This window comes from Vibrio clamense, assembly GCF_050337905.1.
GTDB lineage: Bacteria > Pseudomonadota > Gammaproteobacteria > Enterobacterales > Vibrionaceae > Vibrio > Vibrio cortegadensis.
Genome location: NZ_JAKJTJ010000032.1, coordinates 1 through 20670, shown reverse-complemented (window position 1 = coordinate 20670; position 20670 = coordinate 1). Strand labels below are relative to the sequence as shown.

Genomic DNA, 20670 nt, shown 5'->3' with positions numbered 1-20670 from the left:
GCAGATTCCCTATACTAGAGAACCTGCCGATTATGTTCGATGCAAATGACTTAAGTTTGCTACTTAGTTCTATCTTTTAAGTCTGGCAGGGCTTTAGGCATTTTCAAGCGGTCAAAAATTGAACGATAATTGCTTGAGTTTGATTTGTCACTCGGTAAGTTACGTAACCCTCTCCACAAACGAGTAAATACGCTTTTATCTTCACGCCCTTGCTGGAGGGATTTACTGTCTTCTATCCAACGTTTCTCTCCATTCAATTTACCAAGTTGCGCTTTACCCAGTTCTAGCTGAGTCGTCTGAGTTCGCAACTCACGATAGATAAAGGTTCTCAATGCTGACCAATTACCTTGCTTAAGCAAACGACGTAATACCAGCCATCTTGGTGTCGGTCGGTTTTTATAATAACGCTTCAAGGAAACAACGAATGTAATACATAGCACCAGTGCCAGTGCAACGCTGATAAAGGCAGACATGTAAGCTTTGATAAAGGATTGGAGTGTGTGTTTTGCTTCAAACACTTCGCCTTTTATCACCACACTTTCAAGACGCTGATTTTTGCTGTCCCACCATTGGAACGTAAACTCCGGCAAGGTGAATTCGCCACCTTGCTGAATCACATAAACCGTCTCTTCAACGCGACTCGAACGGTAGTCACCACGTTCTTGTGTGTCATCCAAACGATTAGGCTGAGGGTAAGCTTGATATTGCTGAGTCGATTCATTGGTCAACACATTAGGCAGTAACACAGACAAGCTGTCTTTCGCTTTGATCTTCACTGTTCGTGTAACCGCATCACCCACTTTTAAGTCTTCGCTTGAACGCTGCCATTGCTGCTCAACATCCACGTCTGTCGCAGAAAACCAAGGCGACTCATCGCTTAATAAACCAGAAGGCAGTGAGGCTTCAAACTTAATCGGCTGCGTGTAAAGCGTGCCGCCAACGTTTGATCCATCAGGAGCGGACACTTGAACACGAACAGGTACCGTCGGAATTACAAATTTGCCCGAAGTCATCGGATAAAGCGTCACTTCCCAACGTTGACGTGACCATGTCGTGCCGCCCACTCGTTCAGTGTAGTTCGTTGCCAGTTGGTTACGCTGCTTAGCAATCACATTAGGGATTTCGATGCTGCCAATTCGCGTCCCACCCGTTAACCAACGAGGACTCGCCACCTCAATAGTGAGAATCACTTGTTCATTAACGCTGACTTTGGCTGGTGTCATTTTATCGCCTGACTTTGGTTTTTCTCCAACCCAAGCGATCACTTCGACATCGCCACTCCTCTGCAGGTCATAAATATCAGCCGCAGAAGCAAGTGTAGAAAAAGCAGTGCTAAACAGCAGAACTAGCGACACAAACAAGGTCTTGGTTAGTTTAACGGACTCTGAGCGCCCTACCTTTACTTGAACCGCTTCAAGAGCTAAATCAGTTCGACTCATTGTGTTTGCTCCTGTTTTGGCGACTGTTCCTGTTGCGATGTCTGTTCGAGCGAAGGCGCAGGATCTCTTAACTGAATCTGAAATTTCGACTTCAAGAAAAACTTAGGATCAGCTTCTACGCGCTTCAACCACTTGTCGGCAAGCTCTTGGCTACCCAAAATCTCATTGGCGTTAAGTGTTTCCTTTCGCATTAATTCTGCGACCGTTTCTTCTTCCGCACCATCGCCTGTGCGCGGCTGATCGTCTTGTAGTTCGAAAGACTCTTCAGGGCCATCGGTGGTTCCTGATTGACTTTCACTGGTCCGATTAACCTCTTCGACAATGCCACTCAGAACTGCTAAGTTATTTGCTATATCGGCTTTTAATTCTGGAGACAGATCGGGCTTCTCACTCAGTGATTTCAGTAGATCGCGAGCAGCAAGGTACTCTCGCTGTCGAGCTAAAGCACTGGCGGCGTTATACGAACCATAATCGGTCTTGGTTTGTAAAAAGGCGCTATGAGCTAACTTAAAATCACGAGCATAGTAATAAGCCGCGCCCTTTCGCATTGGATCCTTAAAATGTTTGGCGGCTTCAAGGTATTCCTTTTGATTCAATAAACGTTGCCCTTGTTGATCAGGCGTCAGCCATAAATCCCACCACCATTGAGCTGTTTTATCCCAAACAGTCACGGACTCTTCAACCACTGGCTTGTCAGCAGTTAAACTGACCGTTTTCGCCAAAGTGTTCGGAGAATACACGCTGCTTGTAATCAAAACGCCAACCACACACCATTGAACCAACCACCCTTTTCTAAACCACAACAACATGATGATCGCCATTGGGATAAGTAGGCCGTATCCCATGTCTTTCCAAGGCATTGAAGATTCACCGTTCAGTTGCATGTTTCTTTCAACCGCTTTATTCAGTTGTTGGATATCGGAATTATCGACGGTCACTTCGATCAGTCGTCCACCCGTCTTGCTCGCTAGGCTACGCAATGAATCGAGATCGACTGGATTATCGCTCACCACATTGCTATTTCCTGCAGCTAGAATGAGCAACTGATACGGATTGTCGTTAAAGAAGCTTTCGAACGCTCTGATGGTACTTGGGTTAACACCGTCTGATACCAACAACACTGACGAACCTAGCTCACCAGACAATTGTTGATTGATGAGTGGCAATGCCTCCTCCGCAGACTTACCTGATACCGGCATAATGTCAGGGGTGATAGCCGCCAGAAACGGTTCGAATACCTTGCTGTCTTGAGTCACAGGCATAGCAACGTGTGCACTGCCCGCATACACAACCAAACCCGTGTTACCGCCTTTGCGCGCTGCGAGTAAGTCTCTAATTTTCTGTTTAGAGCGTTCTAAGCGACTCGGTGGTAAATCTTTAGCCAGCATCGACTCACTATTATCAAGCACCACTAACATCGACGCTTTGTCTTCACCAAAAGGCGAAGCTTCACGTTGCCATGTCGGTCCCGAACAGATAATGATGGCGATGGTCACTATAACCATCAGTAACTTCAGTGGTAATTGCTTGCGCCAACCAGTTTCCCCAATGGTCAATGCATCGCGTAAATGTGCAGGCAGAATGTCTTTCCATGTTGGCTTAGTCTCTTCTCTCCAACGAACCCATAACAGGAAGAACATCGGAATAAAGGCCAACAACCACAATGGTCGAATAAAGTGAAACTGGGTAAAGAACTGTTGCAACATGAGAGAATCAGGCATTGTTCTCTCCTTTCAAATTTTTCTTTGAAGAAACCAAAAGCGATCTTCTACGGATTGTCGCCAAGCTAAACGCAGTCAAATACATCACAACGACAATCGCCATCAAGTAATGGTGTAACCCCTGTTTAGGACGATAAGTCGTACTCTCATACAGCTGAGGCTCTAGCTCACCGATTTGAGCGTAGGCTTTAGTCAGTTCATCGCGGTTGAGAGCTTCAAAAGCTTCACCACCAGACTCTTGCGCCACCCGCTTGATGGTTTCCATATCCAAGGCCACCTCACCCACGGTTTGCGGATCCCCCATGGCGATAACGTGAATACGAACGCCTTTCGCCTTAGCCACTTTGGCCGCATCGATAGGTTCAACAAAGCTGCCAGTGTCATTACCATCGGTCAGCACAATCACTACTTTCTCTTTCTCGTTCGCATCAATACTTGAATCTTGAACTTTCGCACTCTGCTTCTCACTCTGTTCAAACACCTTGATCGCAAGGCCAATGGCATCGCCTAAGTGCGTACTTTGCCCTGCCATCGCCACATCGGTTTGATTGAGTAGCTCAAGCCACACCTCTTGGTCGGCTGTAAATGGCGTCTGCACAAACGCAGCGTCACCAAACAGGATCAAACCGAGTCGGTCACCTTTTCGAGTTTTTGCAAAATCAGCTAACACCTCTTTGGTTGCATCTAAACGAGAGATTTTATCCCCTTGTTGAGAAGTAAAATCTTGTTCAGCCATTGAGCCAGACAAATCAACAACAACCATCACATCGCGACCTAATTGTTCGCGAACTTGTGGCTCACCTAAGATAGTTGGTTTAGCTAACGCGCAAACCACGAGCACCCAAGTGATAATCAGCGTGGTACGTTGCCACCAGCTCGGTGTTAATTGGCTTGCACCTTCTGATGGTGCCTCACCAATCGCTTCAACCAGCTCACTGAAAAATGGCACCTTGATCGCCATTTGTTTGGTGCGATAAGCAGGCACAACGAAGTACACGAGTAAAGGCAAAGGTAGTGCGATAAACCACAGTGGGTGCGCGAATTCAAAACTGGCAGATAAACTATCAAACATTATCTTGCCCCTCTGGTTTCGCTTGTACCTCTAGTTTTGTTTGTACATCGGGTTTATGAAGTTTTAGCCACATCATCGCGGTTTGAATCACCTCTAAACGCTGTTCAAAGGTTAAACGTACCTTGGGGTCAATTAGGCTCTGCATCCATAGCCCCGAGACTTCATCGGTAAAGAAAGCATTGCTGTTTGCATTCGTGCCAGCACTAACAGGCAAATAAGCATTCAAGTGGTTTACATAAGATTGGCCAAACAACTTTGCATTGCTGCTGTCTAGGTAACGAAGTACTACTTTGAGTATCTTGAAGGTTCGCTCGGTTGAATTTTTGTCTCGCGCATCTAATACCATAAGCTCTTTGAGCGCTTCTTTGCGATAACGATTATTCCACCACTTTAGCGCCAAGCGATAAGCCAGATAGAACGCGGCCAATAACAAGGCAACGCCGAGGATCTTCCAACCGATCGTTTGGGGAACCCAGCTCACGCTGTCGGGAATCGTGACATCATGCAGTTCGCGAAGGATATAAGTACTAGGAGGCGTATGTTCAGCAGTCATTTAGCGCCCTCCTACTAGTTTTTGAAGCTGTGAAATATGATGACCAGACGTGTCTAATTCGATATAAGGGAGGTTTTTCATCGCCATCAATTTAGCAAGAGATTGTTTTTGGAGTGCCGCTTTTTGAGCAAGGCTCTCGCTCGCAAGGTCGACCTTAGATTGGCTATCAAGATTGAGCTGAAAGCGACCATCACCCACCACCCAGTTTGCGTTTGCAAGATCTTGAGGCAGTGATTGTTCTAAGGGGTCGGTCACCATAATGGCTAGGATGTCATTGTGTTGTTGCAGTTGCTTGAGACGGTCAAGATGTTGCTCTTGGCAGTCACGCCAATCGCTAATAAAAATTAAGGTCGACTGCTTGAGTCTCATTCGTTTTATCAGTTCAATCCACTGATTAAACCCAACACCCTCGCTGTCACTCACACTCACGTCTAAGCTTTGATTAGCCTTGGTAAGATGCTTTAACTGAGCTAATAAATCAGATTGAGAACGCTGCGCTTTGGTATGAAAGAGCTTTTGGTGTGAGGCTAAAACAAAGCCGACACGGTCACCATCTTTAAGCACTCGCCATCCACACAATGCCGCGACTTCCGCCGCCACAACGGATTTCATGGTGTTTTGAGAGGCAAAGAACATCGAACTGCGCTGATCGACACAGATCATCACATTACGGTCTTTCTCTTCGGTATAGCTGCGAACATGAGGCTTCCCCGTTCGCATCGTAACTTTCCAATCAAGATTACGGATATCATCACCCAATTGGTAATGACGTAATTCTTCGAAGTTCAAACCACGGCCACGGAACAGAGAATTATGTCGACCCGACAGTACACTGCCCGCCTTTAGGTGAGGCAATAGAGAAAACGACTCAGCTTGAGCCTGTATTCGCACTAACCTTGAGTAATCACAATATAATCGTGGATCAAGGCCTTGTGGTTTGGGAGCTTGTGTTGGCTTCGCCATGACGCCCCCTAGTTATCCGATCTCAACATTATCAAGCAGTTCTTCAACCACTCTTTGATGATCAACGCCATCGGCTAATGCGTCATAAGACAATGAGAATCGATGACCTAATACGGTGGGTAGCATTGCACGCACATCATCTAACGTGACGTGGTCACGCCCTTGTAGCCAAGCATAAGCGCGAGCACATTTATCCAATGAGATTGACGCTCGTGGGCTTGAACCAATCTCAATCCATTTAGACAAGTTTGATTCAGGGTAACGCTCTGGCTTACGAGTCGCCATCACCAAGGCCACAATGTAGTTTTCGACTAAATCAGAAACAGCAATATCAGGAAGTTGGCGACGAGCTTCAAGTACCAATTCAGGTTCAATATGCTGTGGTGTGACTAATTCTGAACTTGTTTCACTACCTAGCTCTTCACTGCGCACCAATCGAATGATGTCACGCTCTGCTTCGTCTTCTGGGTAGTCGACCGTTACTTTCATGATGAAACGGTCCATTTGCGCCTCAGGTAGCGGATACGTACCTTCTTGCTCAACAGGGTTTTGAGTCGCTAGCACCATGAACAAGTCGGGAAGGATGTGAGTTTGACCGCCCACGGTTATCGTTCCTTCTGCCATCGCTTCAAGTAATGCCGCTTGCACCTTCGCAGGGGCACGGTTCACTTCATCGGCCAGAACAATGCTATTGAAAATAGGACCCGGTTGGAAATGCAGTTGCGGCTTGCCATCCAGTTCTTGATACACCTCAGTACCCGTCACATCTGATGGCAATAAGTCAGGCGTGAACTGAATTCGCCCAAAGCTTGTGTTCAATAAATTCGCTAGTGACTTGACCGAGCGTGTTTTCGCTGTACCGGGAAGCCCTTCTAGAAGCACATGGCCATTGGTCAATAATCCGATTACCAGAGCCCGAACGACGTGGCTCTGACCGATAACACTTTTCTCTGTCTGTTCAATCAGTTGGTTTATTGCTTGTTGCGCATGGTTCATAGGTCTTCCCTTAATTCAATCTGGCTGCGTACATCCTACTCACAAGCCCCATAACTATTAGTTATAAGCACCATAGCCACGTCAATTCTGATGCTTTATTTCAGCATAGCTTTCAATTGGTTAATTGCCTCCGGTGGCGCTACTTTGCCCAATGATGAAACACATTGTTCAAACGCTTTAGGTACACCGGGTTGTTGGTAATTCCGCGCTAAGATTTCACACTGTGCATACAGGTGTTGTGGATTGCGGCTGAATTGGTAAGCCTTGTGCAATGACTTACTTGACGCAAGTACATCCGACTTCTCTAAAGCTAAGCCGTACACATACCAATATTGTGGGTCAGTTTGCGCCGTTTCAGCGGCTTGTTTTAGGTAGTCGGTTGCTTGTTTGTAATCTTTCACTCGCAGCATGGATAACCCTGCGCTGTATGGCAACACACTCGATTTAGGTTGAGCTTGAATGCCTTGTTTCAGTGTCGCTAATGCTTTTGGCTCGTCGCCCATTGCACGATACAAGTCCGCAAGGTTGGCATAACTGTTCTCGAAATAAGGCTCAATCTCAATAGCGCCTAGATAAAACTCAATCGCTTTGTCGTGCTGACCTAAATCTCGATAAACGTTACCTAAGTTAGTGCGGCCAAACCCTCTATCGGCATTGAATTGCTGTATCTCAATGTATTCTTCCAATGCAGGCTTGATTTGATCTTTCTGCAGAGGGTTCATCTCTCCCCAATAACGCACAAGCGCGCCTGCAGTTTCTGAACGAATCGACAATACAGAGTCTTTCAATAATGGCTCTAGAATCTGCCAACGATCAGTAAACGGAAAACCAGACGAACCTTGCACGACGCCTAACCGAATCATCTCATCGTCGTGTTTCACAGCTCTCGCCAATGAGATAAGCGTATTCTTACCCGTGTTGCCACCTAAACGTTCTAAGCTCGAAGCACGAATGATATTGCTTAAGCTTGAATCCTGAGCTGAATACGCCAATGCATCTTCTGCTCCTCTGTGCCCTATTGAGTCCGCATAAAAGGCAACGGCAAAATGTTGTTGGTTACGATACTTAGAATCTGGGAACCATTCGCCAATTTGTTTATCTGCCCACTGGTCGGTTTGATCTTCATGACAGCTAGTACACACATTCGGCGTTTTAATGTGTTGGCTAATATCAGGACGCGGGATATGCCAACTGTGGTCACGCCTTGGGTCAACTTCCATGTACGTCGTTTCAGGCATGTGACAAGTGGTACATTGTGAAGCTTCGGTATTCGCTTCATGGAACGTGTGCTTTTCAGGCGTGTATTCAGAGGCAATGTGACATTGGCTGCACACAGCTTCTTCGGCAATTTTCAGTTCTGCAGTATGGGGATCGTGACAGTTAGTACAAGTGACGCCTTTCTCTGCCATCACTGATTGCAAGAAAGATCCGTAAACGTAATCTTCGTCGTAAATCTGGCCATCGTTGTGGTAAAGCTCAGAGGTGATCAGACTCAGACGATATTTATCAAAGAATGAACCGTTAACGTGGCCACCCGTTTCATTCAACTGAGTTCGACGACTGTGGCATTGAGCACAGGTTTGAACTTGATTGGTATGAATGATGTCTTTTGGTTGAAAGGTTGAGTTGCCCTCTTGATAGACCCACTCTTTCACCGACTTCGACAAGTCGCGATCGAAACCATAATGTGCCGAGACTTGGGCATCCTTCCCACCATTTGCTTTTGCTGACTTCGTTTCAGCTAACTTGTTGTTTGCTAGCTGGGCTTCTTCAACGTGCGCACTTGCAGGGCCATGACACGCCTCACAACCAACATTAATCTCAGACCAAGTAGTGTTGTAAGTATTGCTTGCGCTGTCGTAGTTTTTTTCTAGGTTCGTTGAATGGCAATCTGCACACATGAAGTTCCAGTTTTGACCGCTGTTGGTCCAGTAGAATTCATCGGTGTTGGTGGTATCAGGATATAGGTGAAACCAGCGTTGGCCGCCTTCGTCCTCGGTGCGAGAATCCCAAGCGAAAGGAATCAACTGTACGCGTCCGTCTTCAAACTCAACCATGTACTGTTGCAGAGGTTCAAAGGCGAAGGTATAGCTGATTTTGTAATCTTTTAATTGGCCATCCGGCCCTTCGATGTTGACCCAAAACTCTCCTCCCTTGCGAAAAAAACGGTTGGGCTTTCCTTTATGAGTCACGGTTTGATCGTTGAAATCACCCAAAACGGACTCATCAGTCGCGTGTTTCATCGCCATATCATGATGAGAGCCTTGCCACGCTTCGACTTCTTCGCTGTGACAGTCAATACAAGCTTCAGATCCGACATATGTCGCTGGCGACGCTTGTTCATCAGCATAGCCCTTGAAACTGAATATCGACAGCATAAGTAAAGCCAACATTGCGGATAATACTGCAACTCGCTGGTGTTTCAATCCGTTCACTTGCGAGCACAACCATGCAGACATAACATTCCTTGTGTTTATACATCCTTATGCTTAATAAGGTAGACGTAAAAACGACGAATTTACAATTATTCAGTGGCAGCTAGCTCGATAGTTGTGATTCATATTCACGACTGGCATTAACTCATCGATATGCGCATAAAAAAGAGCTCCTAGGAGCTCTTTGGTGTTATCAGTTTCATCAATCTATCAGTTTCAATAAACCAAAGCTTACTTGTTATGGTTCTCCTGAAGTTTCTCCATAACCTGTTCCAAACTAAAGCTTGCTGCTTTTTGGCGTGGTGGGTATTCGGCAAATGTTTCTAAGAATTTGCCTACATACGCTTGTGCAGGAACGAACATATAAGCATGGTCTAACAACCAGTCGTAGTATGTGTTCGATGTGATATCAGCATTTTCATATGGGTCCATACGCAGGTTAAACAGCTTAGGAAGACGTAACGTAACGAACGGTTCAGCCCAAATTTGCATGGTGCCTGTTGCACGCTGTTCCATGAACACCGCTTTCCATTGGTTGTAGCGAAGCGCTGCTAAATCACCATCATCGGTAAAATAAAAAATTTCAGCACGACGGCCTTTCTCTTCTCCACCAGTGAGGTAAGGAAGGAAGTTATAACCATCTAGATGAACCTTAAATGTTTTATCTCCGGCAGTATGACCTTTCAGCAGTTTCTCTTTAATTTGATCATCACCAGCAGCCGCAACGAAGGTTGGCATCCAGTCCATATGGTGCATAATTTCGTTAGATACAGTTCCCGGGGCAATTTTACCAGGCCAACGAACCATTGCTGGTACACGGTATGCGCCTTCCCAGTTGGTGTTTTTCTCACCACGGAACGGTGTTGTACCCGCATCAGGCCAAGAGTTCATATGAGGGCCGTTATCCGTTGAGTAGAAAACGATGGTGTTGTCTTTGATACCCAGCTCATCCACTTGTTTCAACAATTGGCCAACGTGTCGATCGTGCTCAACCATACCATCAGCATAGTTACCCACGCCTGTCACACCTTTGCTATCGGCTTTCACGTGCGTTCTAAAGTGCATACGTGTTGCGTTCCACCAAACAAAAAATGGCTTGTCGGCTTTCACTGCTCGATCCATGAAATCGAGTGCCGCATCGAGTGTTTCTTCATCAACAGTTTCCATACGCTTACGCGTTAGTGGGCCAGTATCTTCAATCTTGCCATCAGCAAATGATTTGATTACACCACGCGGGCCAAATTTCTTACGAAACTCTGGGTCGGTTGGGTAATCTTCATTTTCTGGTTCTTCCTCAGCATTCAGGTGATAAAGGTTGCCAAAAAATTCGTCAAACCCGTGCGCTGTTGGAAGGAATTCATCTTTATCGCCAAGGTGGTTTTTACCAAATTGACCAGTCATATACCCCATTGGTTTAAGCATTTCAGCAATCGTTGCATCTTCTGCTTGAAGACCAATATCTGCCCCCGGTAAGCCAACTTTACTCAAACCTGTTCTCAGTACACTTTGGCCCGTGATGAACGTAGAGCGGCCTGCGGTACAAGACTGCTCAGCGTAATAATCGGTAAACATCATGCCTTCTTTGGCGATGCTATCAATATTCGGAGTTTGATACCCCATTAAGCCAAAGGTGTATGCACTGACATTAGATTGACCAATGTCATCCCCCCAAATGACGAGAATATTCGGTTTTTCTGCTGCGAATGTGGCGGTGGAAGCCGCCATCATCGCAGTACCCAAAATCGCTAATCGTCGTTTGACGCCATATTTCACTGTCATAGAAACCTCTTCGTTAGTTATTTGCATCCTGCACTACAACGTATAGTTCATTTTTTAAACTATCGCGACATTCGCTAACCTATTAATCTTTTTGTCATTTTTATTTTCAACAAGATGCGCCGTGGACGATAGAGATTACGTATACAAACATGATTCGGATCACACATAACAGTTAATAGGCACTTCCAAGAAATAGATATAACGAAATACAATCAACAACTTAACCAACCTCCATAACAATTAGTTATAACCACTATAAAAAGACACAACCGGTTTTTGAGATTAATGTTTGCTCATCGATGTGTTGTTTTAACACATTAATCTTAAAAGCAAATTGGAGTCCTTTATGGGTACTAAAATTAATAAACTAGCATTAGGTGTTGGCTTATTAGCAGCTTCTTCAGCGGCGACAGCAGCAGAAAAGCCAAACATTCTTGCTATCTGGGGTGATGACATTGGTGTATTCAACATCAGTGCATACAACAACGGTATGATGGGTTACGAAACACCTAACATCGACCGTATTGCTAATGAAGGCGCACTATTTACTGACCACTATGGCCAACAGTCGTGTACAGCTGGTCGTGCTGCATTCCTAACAGGTCAAGAACCTTTCCGTACTGGTCTGCTAACGATCGGTATGCCAGGTTCAGACCACGGTATCCCTGACTGGGCTCCAACGATTGCTGACCTTTTAAAAGAACAGGGCTACATGACAGCTCAGTTCGGTAAAAACCACATGGGTGACCAAGACAAACACCTTCCAACGAACCACGGTTTTGACCAGTTCTTCGGTAACCTATACCACTTGAACGCAGAAGAAGAGCCGGAGACTTACTACTACCCTAAAGATCCTGAATTCCATAAGAACTTTGGTCCTCGTGGTGTAATCAAGTCTACTGCTGACGGTAAGATTGAAGATACAGGACCTATGACGCGTAAGCGTATGGAACATGCGGATGAAGAGTTCCTAGAAGAATCTCTAGCATTCATGGAAAAAGCAGTAAAAGAGGACAAACCTTTCTTCATCTGGCACAACACTACTCGTATGCACGTGTGGACTCGTTTGCAAGAGAAGTACCAAGGCAAATCAGGTATCAGCATCTACGCAGATGGCATGCTGGAGCACGATGACCAGGTAGGTATCCTTCTAGACAAGCTTGATGAGTTGAAAATCGCAGACAACACAATCGTAATCTACTCTACCGATAACGGTGCAGAAACAGTATCTTGGCCTGATGGTGGCGCAACTTACTTCCACGGTGAGAAAGGTACAACTTACGAAGGTGGTATGCGTGTTCCTCAGCTAGTTCGCTGGCCTGGTACTATTAAGCCGGGAACTAAGATCAACGACATTATGGGTCACCAAGACTGGATCCCAACACTACTAGCTGCTGCTGGTGATGATAAAGTTGTTGAGAAACTGGCTTCAGATAAAGGTGCAACTTACAACGGTAAGAACTGGCGTGTACACTTAGATGGTTACAACTTCCTACCTTATTTCGAAGGTAAAGAAGAGAAAGGCCCTCGTGATAGCATGCTTTACTTCTCTGCAAACGCTGAGTTAAACGCTGTACGTTGGAATGACTTCAAGATTTCATTCGCTGTAATGGAAGGTAACATTGTTGATGCTGTTCGTTTCCAACCGAACTGGCCTCAAGTTGTTCACCTACGTGCTGACCCATTCGAAAAAGCACCTCACGAATCTGGCATGTACCTACGTTGGATGGCAGACAACATGTGGCTATTCGTACCAGTAGGCGGCAAAGTACAAGAGTTCATGAACACGCTACCTGACTACCCAATGCAGAGCAGCCAAGTATTGAACCCTGGTAACTTCAACCAAAACACTTACAATCTTCAAGGCAAGCTTAAGCAACTAGAAGCAGCTGCAGCGCAAGTTAAGTAAGCCTATCTAAACCATAAGCTTGTTCCATTTTAATATTTATGCATTCCCCTACATCTAAAGGTGTGAGGGGAATGTCATTACGTATTAATTAGTTTGCGGGTGCGGTACTTGTTACCTGTGTATCGCGACTCTTAATTACATGTTGCAGCCTAAATAACATAAGAATGGCTGCGATGGTTAATCCTGTAAGGATCCCAACCCAAAAACCCGCTTCACCCATCGCAGGAATAATGTAATCCGTTAACCCTAATATAACACCAAGTGGTAGAGCTAACCCCCAGTAAGATACAATGGCAAGAAGCATCGGAATCTTAGTATCTTTATAGCCACGCAGTGCACCATTTGCAGAGGTTTGTATCGCATCGCTGAATTGATACATTGCAGTAAAGACGATCAATGTTGCGGCTTTGGCGCTGATCTCTGGATCTGCGGTGTAAAGACGAATGATCCATTCAGGGAACAGTAGAAAAATCACGACAGAAATGAGAGACACTAAGCCTGCCACAATAATCCCAATTTTGCTTCGCACGATAGCGCCCAACTCATCTTTCTCACCTAATGCATGACCAACTCGAATAGTAATGCCAAATGAGATGCTCATTGGGATCACGTAAGTCATGCTCGAAATGTTTAACGCGATTTGCGCTGCTGCGACGTTTTCAGCACCGATACGAGCGATCATCAGCGCGATGACTGCAAAAATGCTGCCGCACACCGCGATATTCATGCCGATGGGGAAACCCAACTTCAACAGGTGCAACATCTCTTTTGCTTTTGGCTTTGCATCTGAAAAACGAATAATGGTTTTATAGTGGTGGTGACTTTTGATATAGGAATACAAGATTATAGACATGACCCAATAAACTAAGCTTGTCGCCCAACCACAGCCAACCGCTCCCATTTCAGGAAATCCAAATTTACCGTAAATAAGAATGTAGTTCACTGGGATATTCACAAGTAAACCAATAACGGAAATGATCATCGGTGCTTTGGTGTTGTTCATACCTTCACAAAAGCCATTTAATGTGTAAAACAGCGCAATACCCGGCACACCAAACGCCAGCGCAAATGTATAATCGCTCGCAATTGGGGTAATTTCTGAGGCGACACCAATCCATTCCAAAATTGGCTTTGCATTGCTCAAGTAGGCGATCAATAGCACGCTCGCCAATAATGCCAACCATATCATTTGGAAAAATTCTACAGAGGCACGTTCAAAATTTCGTGAACCACGATGATATGCCACGACGGGTGTTAAAGCCATGATAATACCGCGAAGCAACAGCAATACTGGAAGCCAAAGACTTGTACCTAGAGCAATGGCCGCAAGATCGGCAGGGCTAACTTGACCTGCCATGGTTGTATCAACAAACCCCATAGCTTGGGTTGCAATTTGAGTAAAAATGATAGGGATCGAGAGATGCATTAAAGCACCCGATTCTCGAGTAAATGAGGGAAGTTTAGTTTGCATGGAAGTATTAAACACCAATATAAATACACGAATGATGGCAGGATAGCGAATGTGTATTTTAGGATGTGCCCGTTGGGCGGCGATAATATAAACAGAATACTCAGTAGGGTCAAGCATTGGAATTGTTAAGGAGGACAGCTAACGAGAGTACTGATCCGTACCAATAGTTTTGGACGCTGAGTTAAGTATGGAGAATCATTAAAACTTAACTTTGGTTAAAGACTAAAAGTACAAAAGGCCTCTCATCGATTCAGTGATGAGAGGCATCTTAGTAAAAAAAGGGAGGAAGGAAAGGTATTGTCAACTTATCTGCTTCACTGAAAGCGAAATCACTTACGCTTCGCTTTCTTAACCAACTTACGTTTCTGCTTGCTCTTCTTCTTTTCAGCTGCGTTTTTCTGCATCTTGCCTTGGCTTGTAAAGCCCTCTTTCTTAAGTACTGCCTTACCTTCGGCACTGTTTACAAAAGTTCGGGCTTCAGGATGGCCTGCATCTGCTGCTTCTTGAAGTAATGCAGGGATAGGTTTTGGCGTTTTAACACCATCACGCATTTTAAATTTCGTTGCCGCCTTCGTAAGGGCTTGTGTGACGATAGAATATTTAATATCCGCTTCTTCCAATTCATTGCTCGATTGTTTTAAAGCCTCGTGATAAATATCAATCATTAAGTCATAGTGCTCTGCATCATCTGCAATCTGCTTAAATAAGCGAAACTCTACCGCTAAGTATTCAGGTAAACATTTATAGCTATCGACCATCGTCGCCACAGTTTGTTTAATTTGCTCGGTTTCATACACAGTGGCATCAACATAAGATTTAAAGAAAGCAATACCAGGCGCTCGGCGAGCCTGCCCCGACACCAAGGCTGAACGCAGTGCTTTTAGTGACTCATCGGTTTGCTCAGTTTCATGCTTTTCAAGTTTGTTATAAGCATCGACTGTGAACGCTTCAGGCAAACGATGCTCAATAGCACACTGTAACCAATGCTCGGTATCCGAGCCTGCTTTATAAGCGATATTAAGTTGGAATAAAAGCGCATCATGGTTGCCCTTCTCCGCCGCTTGGCGAATATAACTTCCACCAAGTTTGTGTTCTCCACAACGGAGAAGATGAGAACCAAATTCAAAGGCAGCATCACCTTCCTCATCTATTGTTAATGCCTGCTTAAAGCACAGTTTCGCATCACGAGCAACGCTCTCTTGCAGTAGCTTGTTTGAGTAGCATTTAGCATATAACAACCAACTTTGAGGGTGCCCTTGACGGTGAGTTTTCTCAAGCCAATAACTCAGGTCTGCCTGCTTATCTAGGTATTGTTCCTTCTCCCACCAACGAGATTTACCCGTTTGTTCACTCATTTCAAGCAACTCGTTGTAAAACTTGTTCGCAAGGTAATAAGTCGCGTCTTTAGAACCTTTCAGGGCATCAGTCACGAATAATGACAGTTCACATGAGGCAGGCTCCTGCCACGTGTTAGTGCACAGGTTTTCGATACCAAGAATGGTTTCACCTACATATTGAGCGATTTCATAAAGGCTGTTCATGTGCTTCTGCATACGAGCGCGAGACACTTTCATTTCAGCGACATAGGCACCATTGACTTCTGTCATATGAACGGAGCGATTACCGTCATGGCGCAAGGCATTCATCTCGTCAATAACCCATTCTTCAATACAGCCTGATGTTTGCAGCATCTTAATCTTATTAGATAATTCACCATGAACGGGAGGGCGAAGTTTGAAATGCTTACCTAATTCATGACAAGTGAGATCAACAAATAGACGTACCTTCGCCATGCTCGATTGAGGGTCGGTGAAATAGTAGCGCTCAGCTAAAGTGGCTTGTTTATATAGCTCCCCCAAGCCCTCTTTCAGAAAAGCAAAATTATCGTGGTTGTTATTCTCAAAGTCTGCCTGAAGTTGCATTTCAACGCTCCTAATTCATGTCTATGAACGCTATACTAATCTCACTGGCGACATTTTATGTCGCTTTAAAGTTTTATTTATCGGTAGAATTCAATGAGCAAGCAAATACAGCGATATCAGAAAGTGTTGGAGTCCATCCCCTGCCATCCAGATTCAATCTCTACATTAGAGTTACGAGACAAATTACTCTCGGCTGAACTACTCAGCACCAATGCGGATGAGAAAAGCCAACTACGCACTGTTCAACGCTGCATTAATAATGTGATTGAAGATAACAACAGCATTGAGATTGATAATGAACGACGACCGTATCGCTATCGCATTGCTCAAGGACACCGTCACCCTATCAAGCCAGATGGCATGTCTTCTGTGGTTTCATTGCAAGTCATTGAGAAAGAAATTAAGTCTATGTTGCCACCGACATTGCGCTCTGGTGTGGACAATATTTTTTCTTCACTCAAACAAGAAGACACTAAACAGACAAAATTATGGAGTGAACGCTTTTGTTATTTTCAAAGAGAATTGCCATTGGAAGCACCTGAGGTAGGCAACGCATTTTTTAAACAGATTGAACAAGCATTACTCGAGAAAAAAGACATTGAATTTACCTACCAGAAGCGTGGTGCAACTAAACCAAAGTGCTATGTGTTAACCCCTCTTGGTCTTTTCCTTCACGGCAATAGTTTTTACCTAGTAGGCATGGTGCCGAATGACACCGATAGCATCCGTACATACGCTCTTCACCGAGTACATACATTAAAGATTGGTTTTACTAGCATCCAAACCTTAAACAAATTCAACGTCAAAGAGTATGTAGAGCAGAATGCACGTCATTTTTCTGGAGGTGAGATGCAGAAAGTAATATTGAAGATTGAAAATCTCAGCGGATTACATCTGATTGAAGAAACGCGTTTGTCACCAAACCAGAAAATACTCACTCAAGATAAACAATACACCACGATTGAGGCTGAAGTGCGGGATAGTTTGACCTTTGAATGGTGGTTGATGAAAAATGCCAATATCGTGGCTGTGGTCTCCCCAATATCATTGCGTAACAAAATAGTTGAAACGTTACATGCTAGCTTGAAGCTTTATAGCTAGAGACAAAGCTCTCGTAGCACTCTATGGAAGCACTTACGCTAATACTCACAACAATAAACTTCTATGTCACATGTGACATAGAAGTTATGTAATAAAATTGCACGCAAATTAAACATACCTACGTAAAGAGTTGGGTTAAAAATGACCATGGCTGGTACCGAAGTGCTCACGATGAATAACAAAAGCATTATCTTATTTTCATGGCGTTGGCAAAAGCTCTACTAACTATTTCTTTTTCTATCGTTTTCGATTGAACCATTTTTCCCTTTTGGAAGGTGCCAATCGCGATAAAAGTCGCACCATAGTGTACGGTCATTTGGCTGCGCGTTTGATCTGCGATCCTTTGAAAAACATTCTTATTAGTTTCAAAAAATGCGTCTGTTAGTCATCTATTTCCTAGCCAAATTTGAACGCCAGAAACCATAACAACGAGCAAAATAATGACCGTGGCAATATGGACATGAATAGAGAATGTTCTGTGTACATTATTCATCTACGTTAAGGCTTATTTTTTAGAGTTACAATGAGAATAGTGGCATTTGATTCTATCGGTATGTCAGTTTCGTTCACCGTTTACTTTCCAAGCCTTAGTAACCAACTATGTGCATAATGTGGATTCACTAACAGATTTCCTGAATTTTTCTTTATAAATTATAAAATTAGCTAGCAAAACATCGTTCTATGTATTTTACTTAAAAGAGTGCAACCAAGACTCACGGATGAGAAAAATGGCTAACAAAAAAAACGTCGAAACAAACAAAAAAGATACAGAAACCAAAAATAAGAAAAATAACGAGTTAGAACAAAAGAAAACGACACAAAAAAAGAAGCTCAGACTACATTCGCACCTAAAGGTTAATATCCCACTTTTTCAATCACTCATGATGATCTTGCCATCACTGGCTAAACACGCTGCTGCCGAGAGTATAGACAATTCCAGCGGTGCTGCAGATCAAGTAACCGCAAATAGCGTTACAAAAAAAGACGTCACCGATGACCATACACAAACGGACTCATCAGCGGTTACTCATCAAGAGGCTCAAACTAGTAAAAGTGACGTAAACTCGAACCATGCAAGTCATGCCCCCCATGGTTCGAGTTTTCACTTGGTTCCTTCTCATCATTTGTCGACGCTTTCTCACCCGCAAGTCCATTACATTCCTTCGGTATCGATTCCGACTATCTCCTCAGGAAGTAACGGCCAGCCGACTCATTCAAATGCGCCTACGGCACCCGCTTTACCCGTAACCTTCATACCAGAAATCATAAAAGGTACGTACGGAGAGCTTCATGTTGATGCAAATGGTCAATACACATTTGTATTGAATCCAAATTCTCCTCAATACATCCTGTTAAATCAGCACCAACCAGGTACTGACCATTTTGCGTTACATCTATCTAATGGCTCGAGCATCATTGTCCAGATACCGGTAACAGGTAAGCAAGACACGCCAAGTATTTCTGGAGACTTAACAGGTGTCGTAACAGAAGATCACAATATTGATTCACAAGGCTTGTTGCATGCGAACGGCAAAATCGATGTCATAGACCCTGACCAAAATGAAAGTTCGGTGAAGCCGGAAGTTATCTCAGGTAAATATGGTTCATTAACCATCGACGCAGATGGGCATTGGCAGTATCAAGTTGATAACTCGCTCTCTAATGTTCAAGCTTTAACCGCAGCCACTTCATTGCACGAAAGCTTCACTATTCACACCAAAGACGGCACACCGCAAACCATCGATATGACGATTGGTGGGAACGACGACAACGCCGTTATCACAGGTGTGGATGCTGGCACGTTAACTGAAGATTTAACGACACAAGTTCAAGGGCAGCTTTCGGTAACAGATTCAGATCTTGGAGAAGATCATTTTCAGGCATCACAAGTAACTAGCAATTTCGGTACGCTAAGCATCACCAAAGACGGTGCGTGGACATACAGTTTAGACAACAATAACCCAGTAGTTCAAAGACTTGGCCAAGGTTCAACTGCGACAGACATCGTCACTGTTCACTCAGCTGATGGTACAGCGCATCAAGTTATGGTTACGATCAATGGCACCAACGACCATGCAGTAATCACGAGTAGTACAGCAAATTCACCAAGTTCGTTTTTCGCTATCGGGACAAGTAATGGCTCAAGCCAAGTTACTGAAGATAAAGACCTAACGGTTTCAGGCCAACTCAACATCACCGATATCGACTCGAAAGAGGCGCATTTTTCTAATTCCGACCTCAAGGGGACACTGGGTACTTTACACCTTAAAGACAATGGCGATTGGACCTACGATCTAGATAATAAAAATCCACAAGTTCAGGCTCTTGGTCAAGGCTCTGCGACAACAGACATCATAACCATCCACTCCGCCGACGGCACTCCTCATCAAATTGCAATTACCGTTAACGGCACCAATGATAAAGCCGTGATAAGCGGAACCAGTGCCGGCGTGGTAACCGAAGAGTCCCAACTTCAGACCTCGGGCATACTGACTGTTACGGATGTGGATACCGGTGAAGCGCACTTCGCTACTTCATCCACAGGAAGTACCGATATTGCAGGCTCGTTTGGTACGCTTCATCTGACCGATACTGGTTCTTGGACGTACGATCTTGATAACACTAACCCGACCGTTCAAGCATTAGGTAAAGGCTCGACAGCTACTGATACCATCACCGTTCATTCTGCTGATGGCACGCCGCATCAAGTGACTATCACAGTAAATGGCACTAATGATGCCGCTATTATTGGTGGCACAAACTCAGGCACGGTGACTGAAGAATCTCAATTAAAAGTCTCGGGAACTCTGACCGTTACGGATGTCGACACAGGCGAAGCGCATTTCTCAAATACGGATATTGCGGGTAACTTAGGCACCCTACATCTAACTGAATCGGGCTCTTGGACTTACGACCTAGATAATACCAATCCAAAAGTACAAGCACTTTCAGCGGGACAACAAACAACCGAAGTCATCAACGTTACATCAGCAGACGGCACACAAAAACAAGTAACCGTGACCATTAATGGAGCAGATGACCAGTCGACGATAACCGGAACGTCTACCGGCACCGTCACTGAAGACCAATATGTACAGGCCAATGGTAAACTCGTTGCCCATGATGTGGATGCACAAGACCACACCCACTTTGTTGCACAACAAAGTGCTCAGGGGCAATACGGCACCTTTAATTTATCACCCGATGGATCATGGGATTACCTGCTTACCTCGCAAAAGCTGACCAGTGCAGACACCGTGACCGAGCATTTCATGGTGCACACCTCCGACGGTACACAGCCAGAGATAT

The 20670-nt window shown here is 44.6% G+C and carries 13 protein-coding genes; 3 read left to right on the top strand and 10 right to left on the bottom strand.

Going from position 1 to position 20670, the window contains the following annotated elements; genetic code table 11:
- Nucleotides 1-59 precede the first annotated feature (59 nt).
- The 8 genes from L4C39_RS17605 to L4C39_RS17570 all read right to left on the bottom strand — a co-directional run bounded on the left by L4C39_RS17605 (nucleotide 60) and on the right by L4C39_RS17570 (nucleotide 10958).
- Nucleotides 60-1439, bottom strand: a complete 1380-nt coding sequence (locus L4C39_RS17605; RefSeq protein WP_429747198.1) for a BatD family protein — start codon at nucleotides 1437-1439, stop codon at nucleotides 60-62.
- Nucleotides 1436-3160, bottom strand: a complete 1725-nt coding sequence (locus tag L4C39_RS17600; protein ID WP_429747196.1) for a vWA domain-containing protein — start codon at nucleotides 3158-3160, stop codon at nucleotides 1436-1438. Before L4C39_RS17600 ends, L4C39_RS17605 begins: the two co-directional genes overlap by 4 nt.
- On the bottom strand, nucleotides 3153-4232 hold the full coding sequence (locus L4C39_RS17595; RefSeq protein WP_429747194.1) for a vWA domain-containing protein: 1080 nt from the start codon (nucleotides 4230-4232) through the stop codon (nucleotides 3153-3155). The genes L4C39_RS17600 and L4C39_RS17595 overlap by 8 nt, the downstream gene beginning before the upstream one ends.
- Nucleotides 4225-4785, bottom strand: a complete 561-nt coding sequence (locus L4C39_RS17590) for a DUF4381 domain-containing protein (protein WP_429747192.1) — start codon at nucleotides 4783-4785, stop codon at nucleotides 4225-4227. Before L4C39_RS17590 ends, L4C39_RS17595 begins: the two co-directional genes overlap by 8 nt.
- The gene (locus tag L4C39_RS17585; protein ID WP_429747190.1) at nucleotides 4786-5748 is read right to left on the bottom strand and encodes a DUF58 domain-containing protein; all 963 of its coding nucleotides are present in this window, start codon (nucleotides 5746-5748) and stop codon (nucleotides 4786-4788) included.
- A 12-nt stretch (nucleotides 5749-5760) separates the two neighbouring features.
- Nucleotides 5761-6744, bottom strand: coding sequence for an AAA family ATPase (locus tag L4C39_RS17580; RefSeq protein ID WP_017094550.1), 984 nt, complete (start codon nucleotides 6742-6744; stop codon nucleotides 5761-5763).
- 95 nt (nucleotides 6745-6839) lie between these two features.
- Complete coding sequence (locus L4C39_RS17575) at nucleotides 6840-9203, bottom strand: multiheme c-type cytochrome (protein WP_429747188.1); 2364 nt, start codon at nucleotides 9201-9203, stop codon at nucleotides 6840-6842.
- 207 nt (nucleotides 9204-9410) lie between these two features.
- Nucleotides 9411-10958 carry an arylsulfatase gene (locus L4C39_RS17570; protein WP_429747186.1) on the bottom strand — a complete coding sequence of 516 codons (1548 nt, stop codon included), beginning with the start codon at nucleotides 10956-10958 and terminating at the stop codon, nucleotides 9411-9413.
- Between the two features lie 346 nt (nucleotides 10959-11304).
- On the opposite strand from L4C39_RS17570, the gene L4C39_RS17565 reads away from it, so the two are divergent.
- A complete protein-coding gene (locus L4C39_RS17565) occupies nucleotides 11305-12867 on the top strand; it encodes an arylsulfatase (protein WP_429747184.1) in 1563 nt (520 codons plus the stop codon).
- Between the two features lie 88 nt (nucleotides 12868-12955).
- Here the strand turns inward: L4C39_RS17565 and L4C39_RS17560 are convergent, their stop codons facing one another.
- Nucleotides 12956-14338: an MATE family efflux transporter gene (locus L4C39_RS17560; protein ID WP_429747182.1), complete on the bottom strand. Its 1383-nt coding sequence runs from the start codon at nucleotides 14336-14338 to the stop codon at nucleotides 12956-12958.
- A gap of 329 nt (nucleotides 14339-14667) precedes the next feature.
- Nucleotides 14668-16260 carry a DUF4145 domain-containing protein gene (locus tag L4C39_RS17555; RefSeq protein ID WP_429747180.1) on the bottom strand — a complete coding sequence of 531 codons (1593 nt, stop codon included), beginning with the start codon at nucleotides 16258-16260 and terminating at the stop codon, nucleotides 14668-14670.
- 93 nt (nucleotides 16261-16353) lie between these two features.
- Here L4C39_RS17555 and L4C39_RS17550 point away from each other — a divergent pair, with 93 nt between their 5' ends.
- Both L4C39_RS17550 and L4C39_RS17545 read left to right on the top strand, forming a co-directional pair.
- On the top strand, nucleotides 16354-17361 hold the full coding sequence (locus L4C39_RS17550) for a helix-turn-helix transcriptional regulator (protein WP_429747178.1): 1008 nt from the start codon (nucleotides 16354-16356) through the stop codon (nucleotides 17359-17361).
- A gap of 728 nt (nucleotides 17362-18089) precedes the next feature.
- The coding region (locus L4C39_RS17545; RefSeq protein ID WP_429747176.1) for a VCBS domain-containing protein at nucleotides 18090-20670 on the top strand (2581 nt) is incomplete at its 3' end.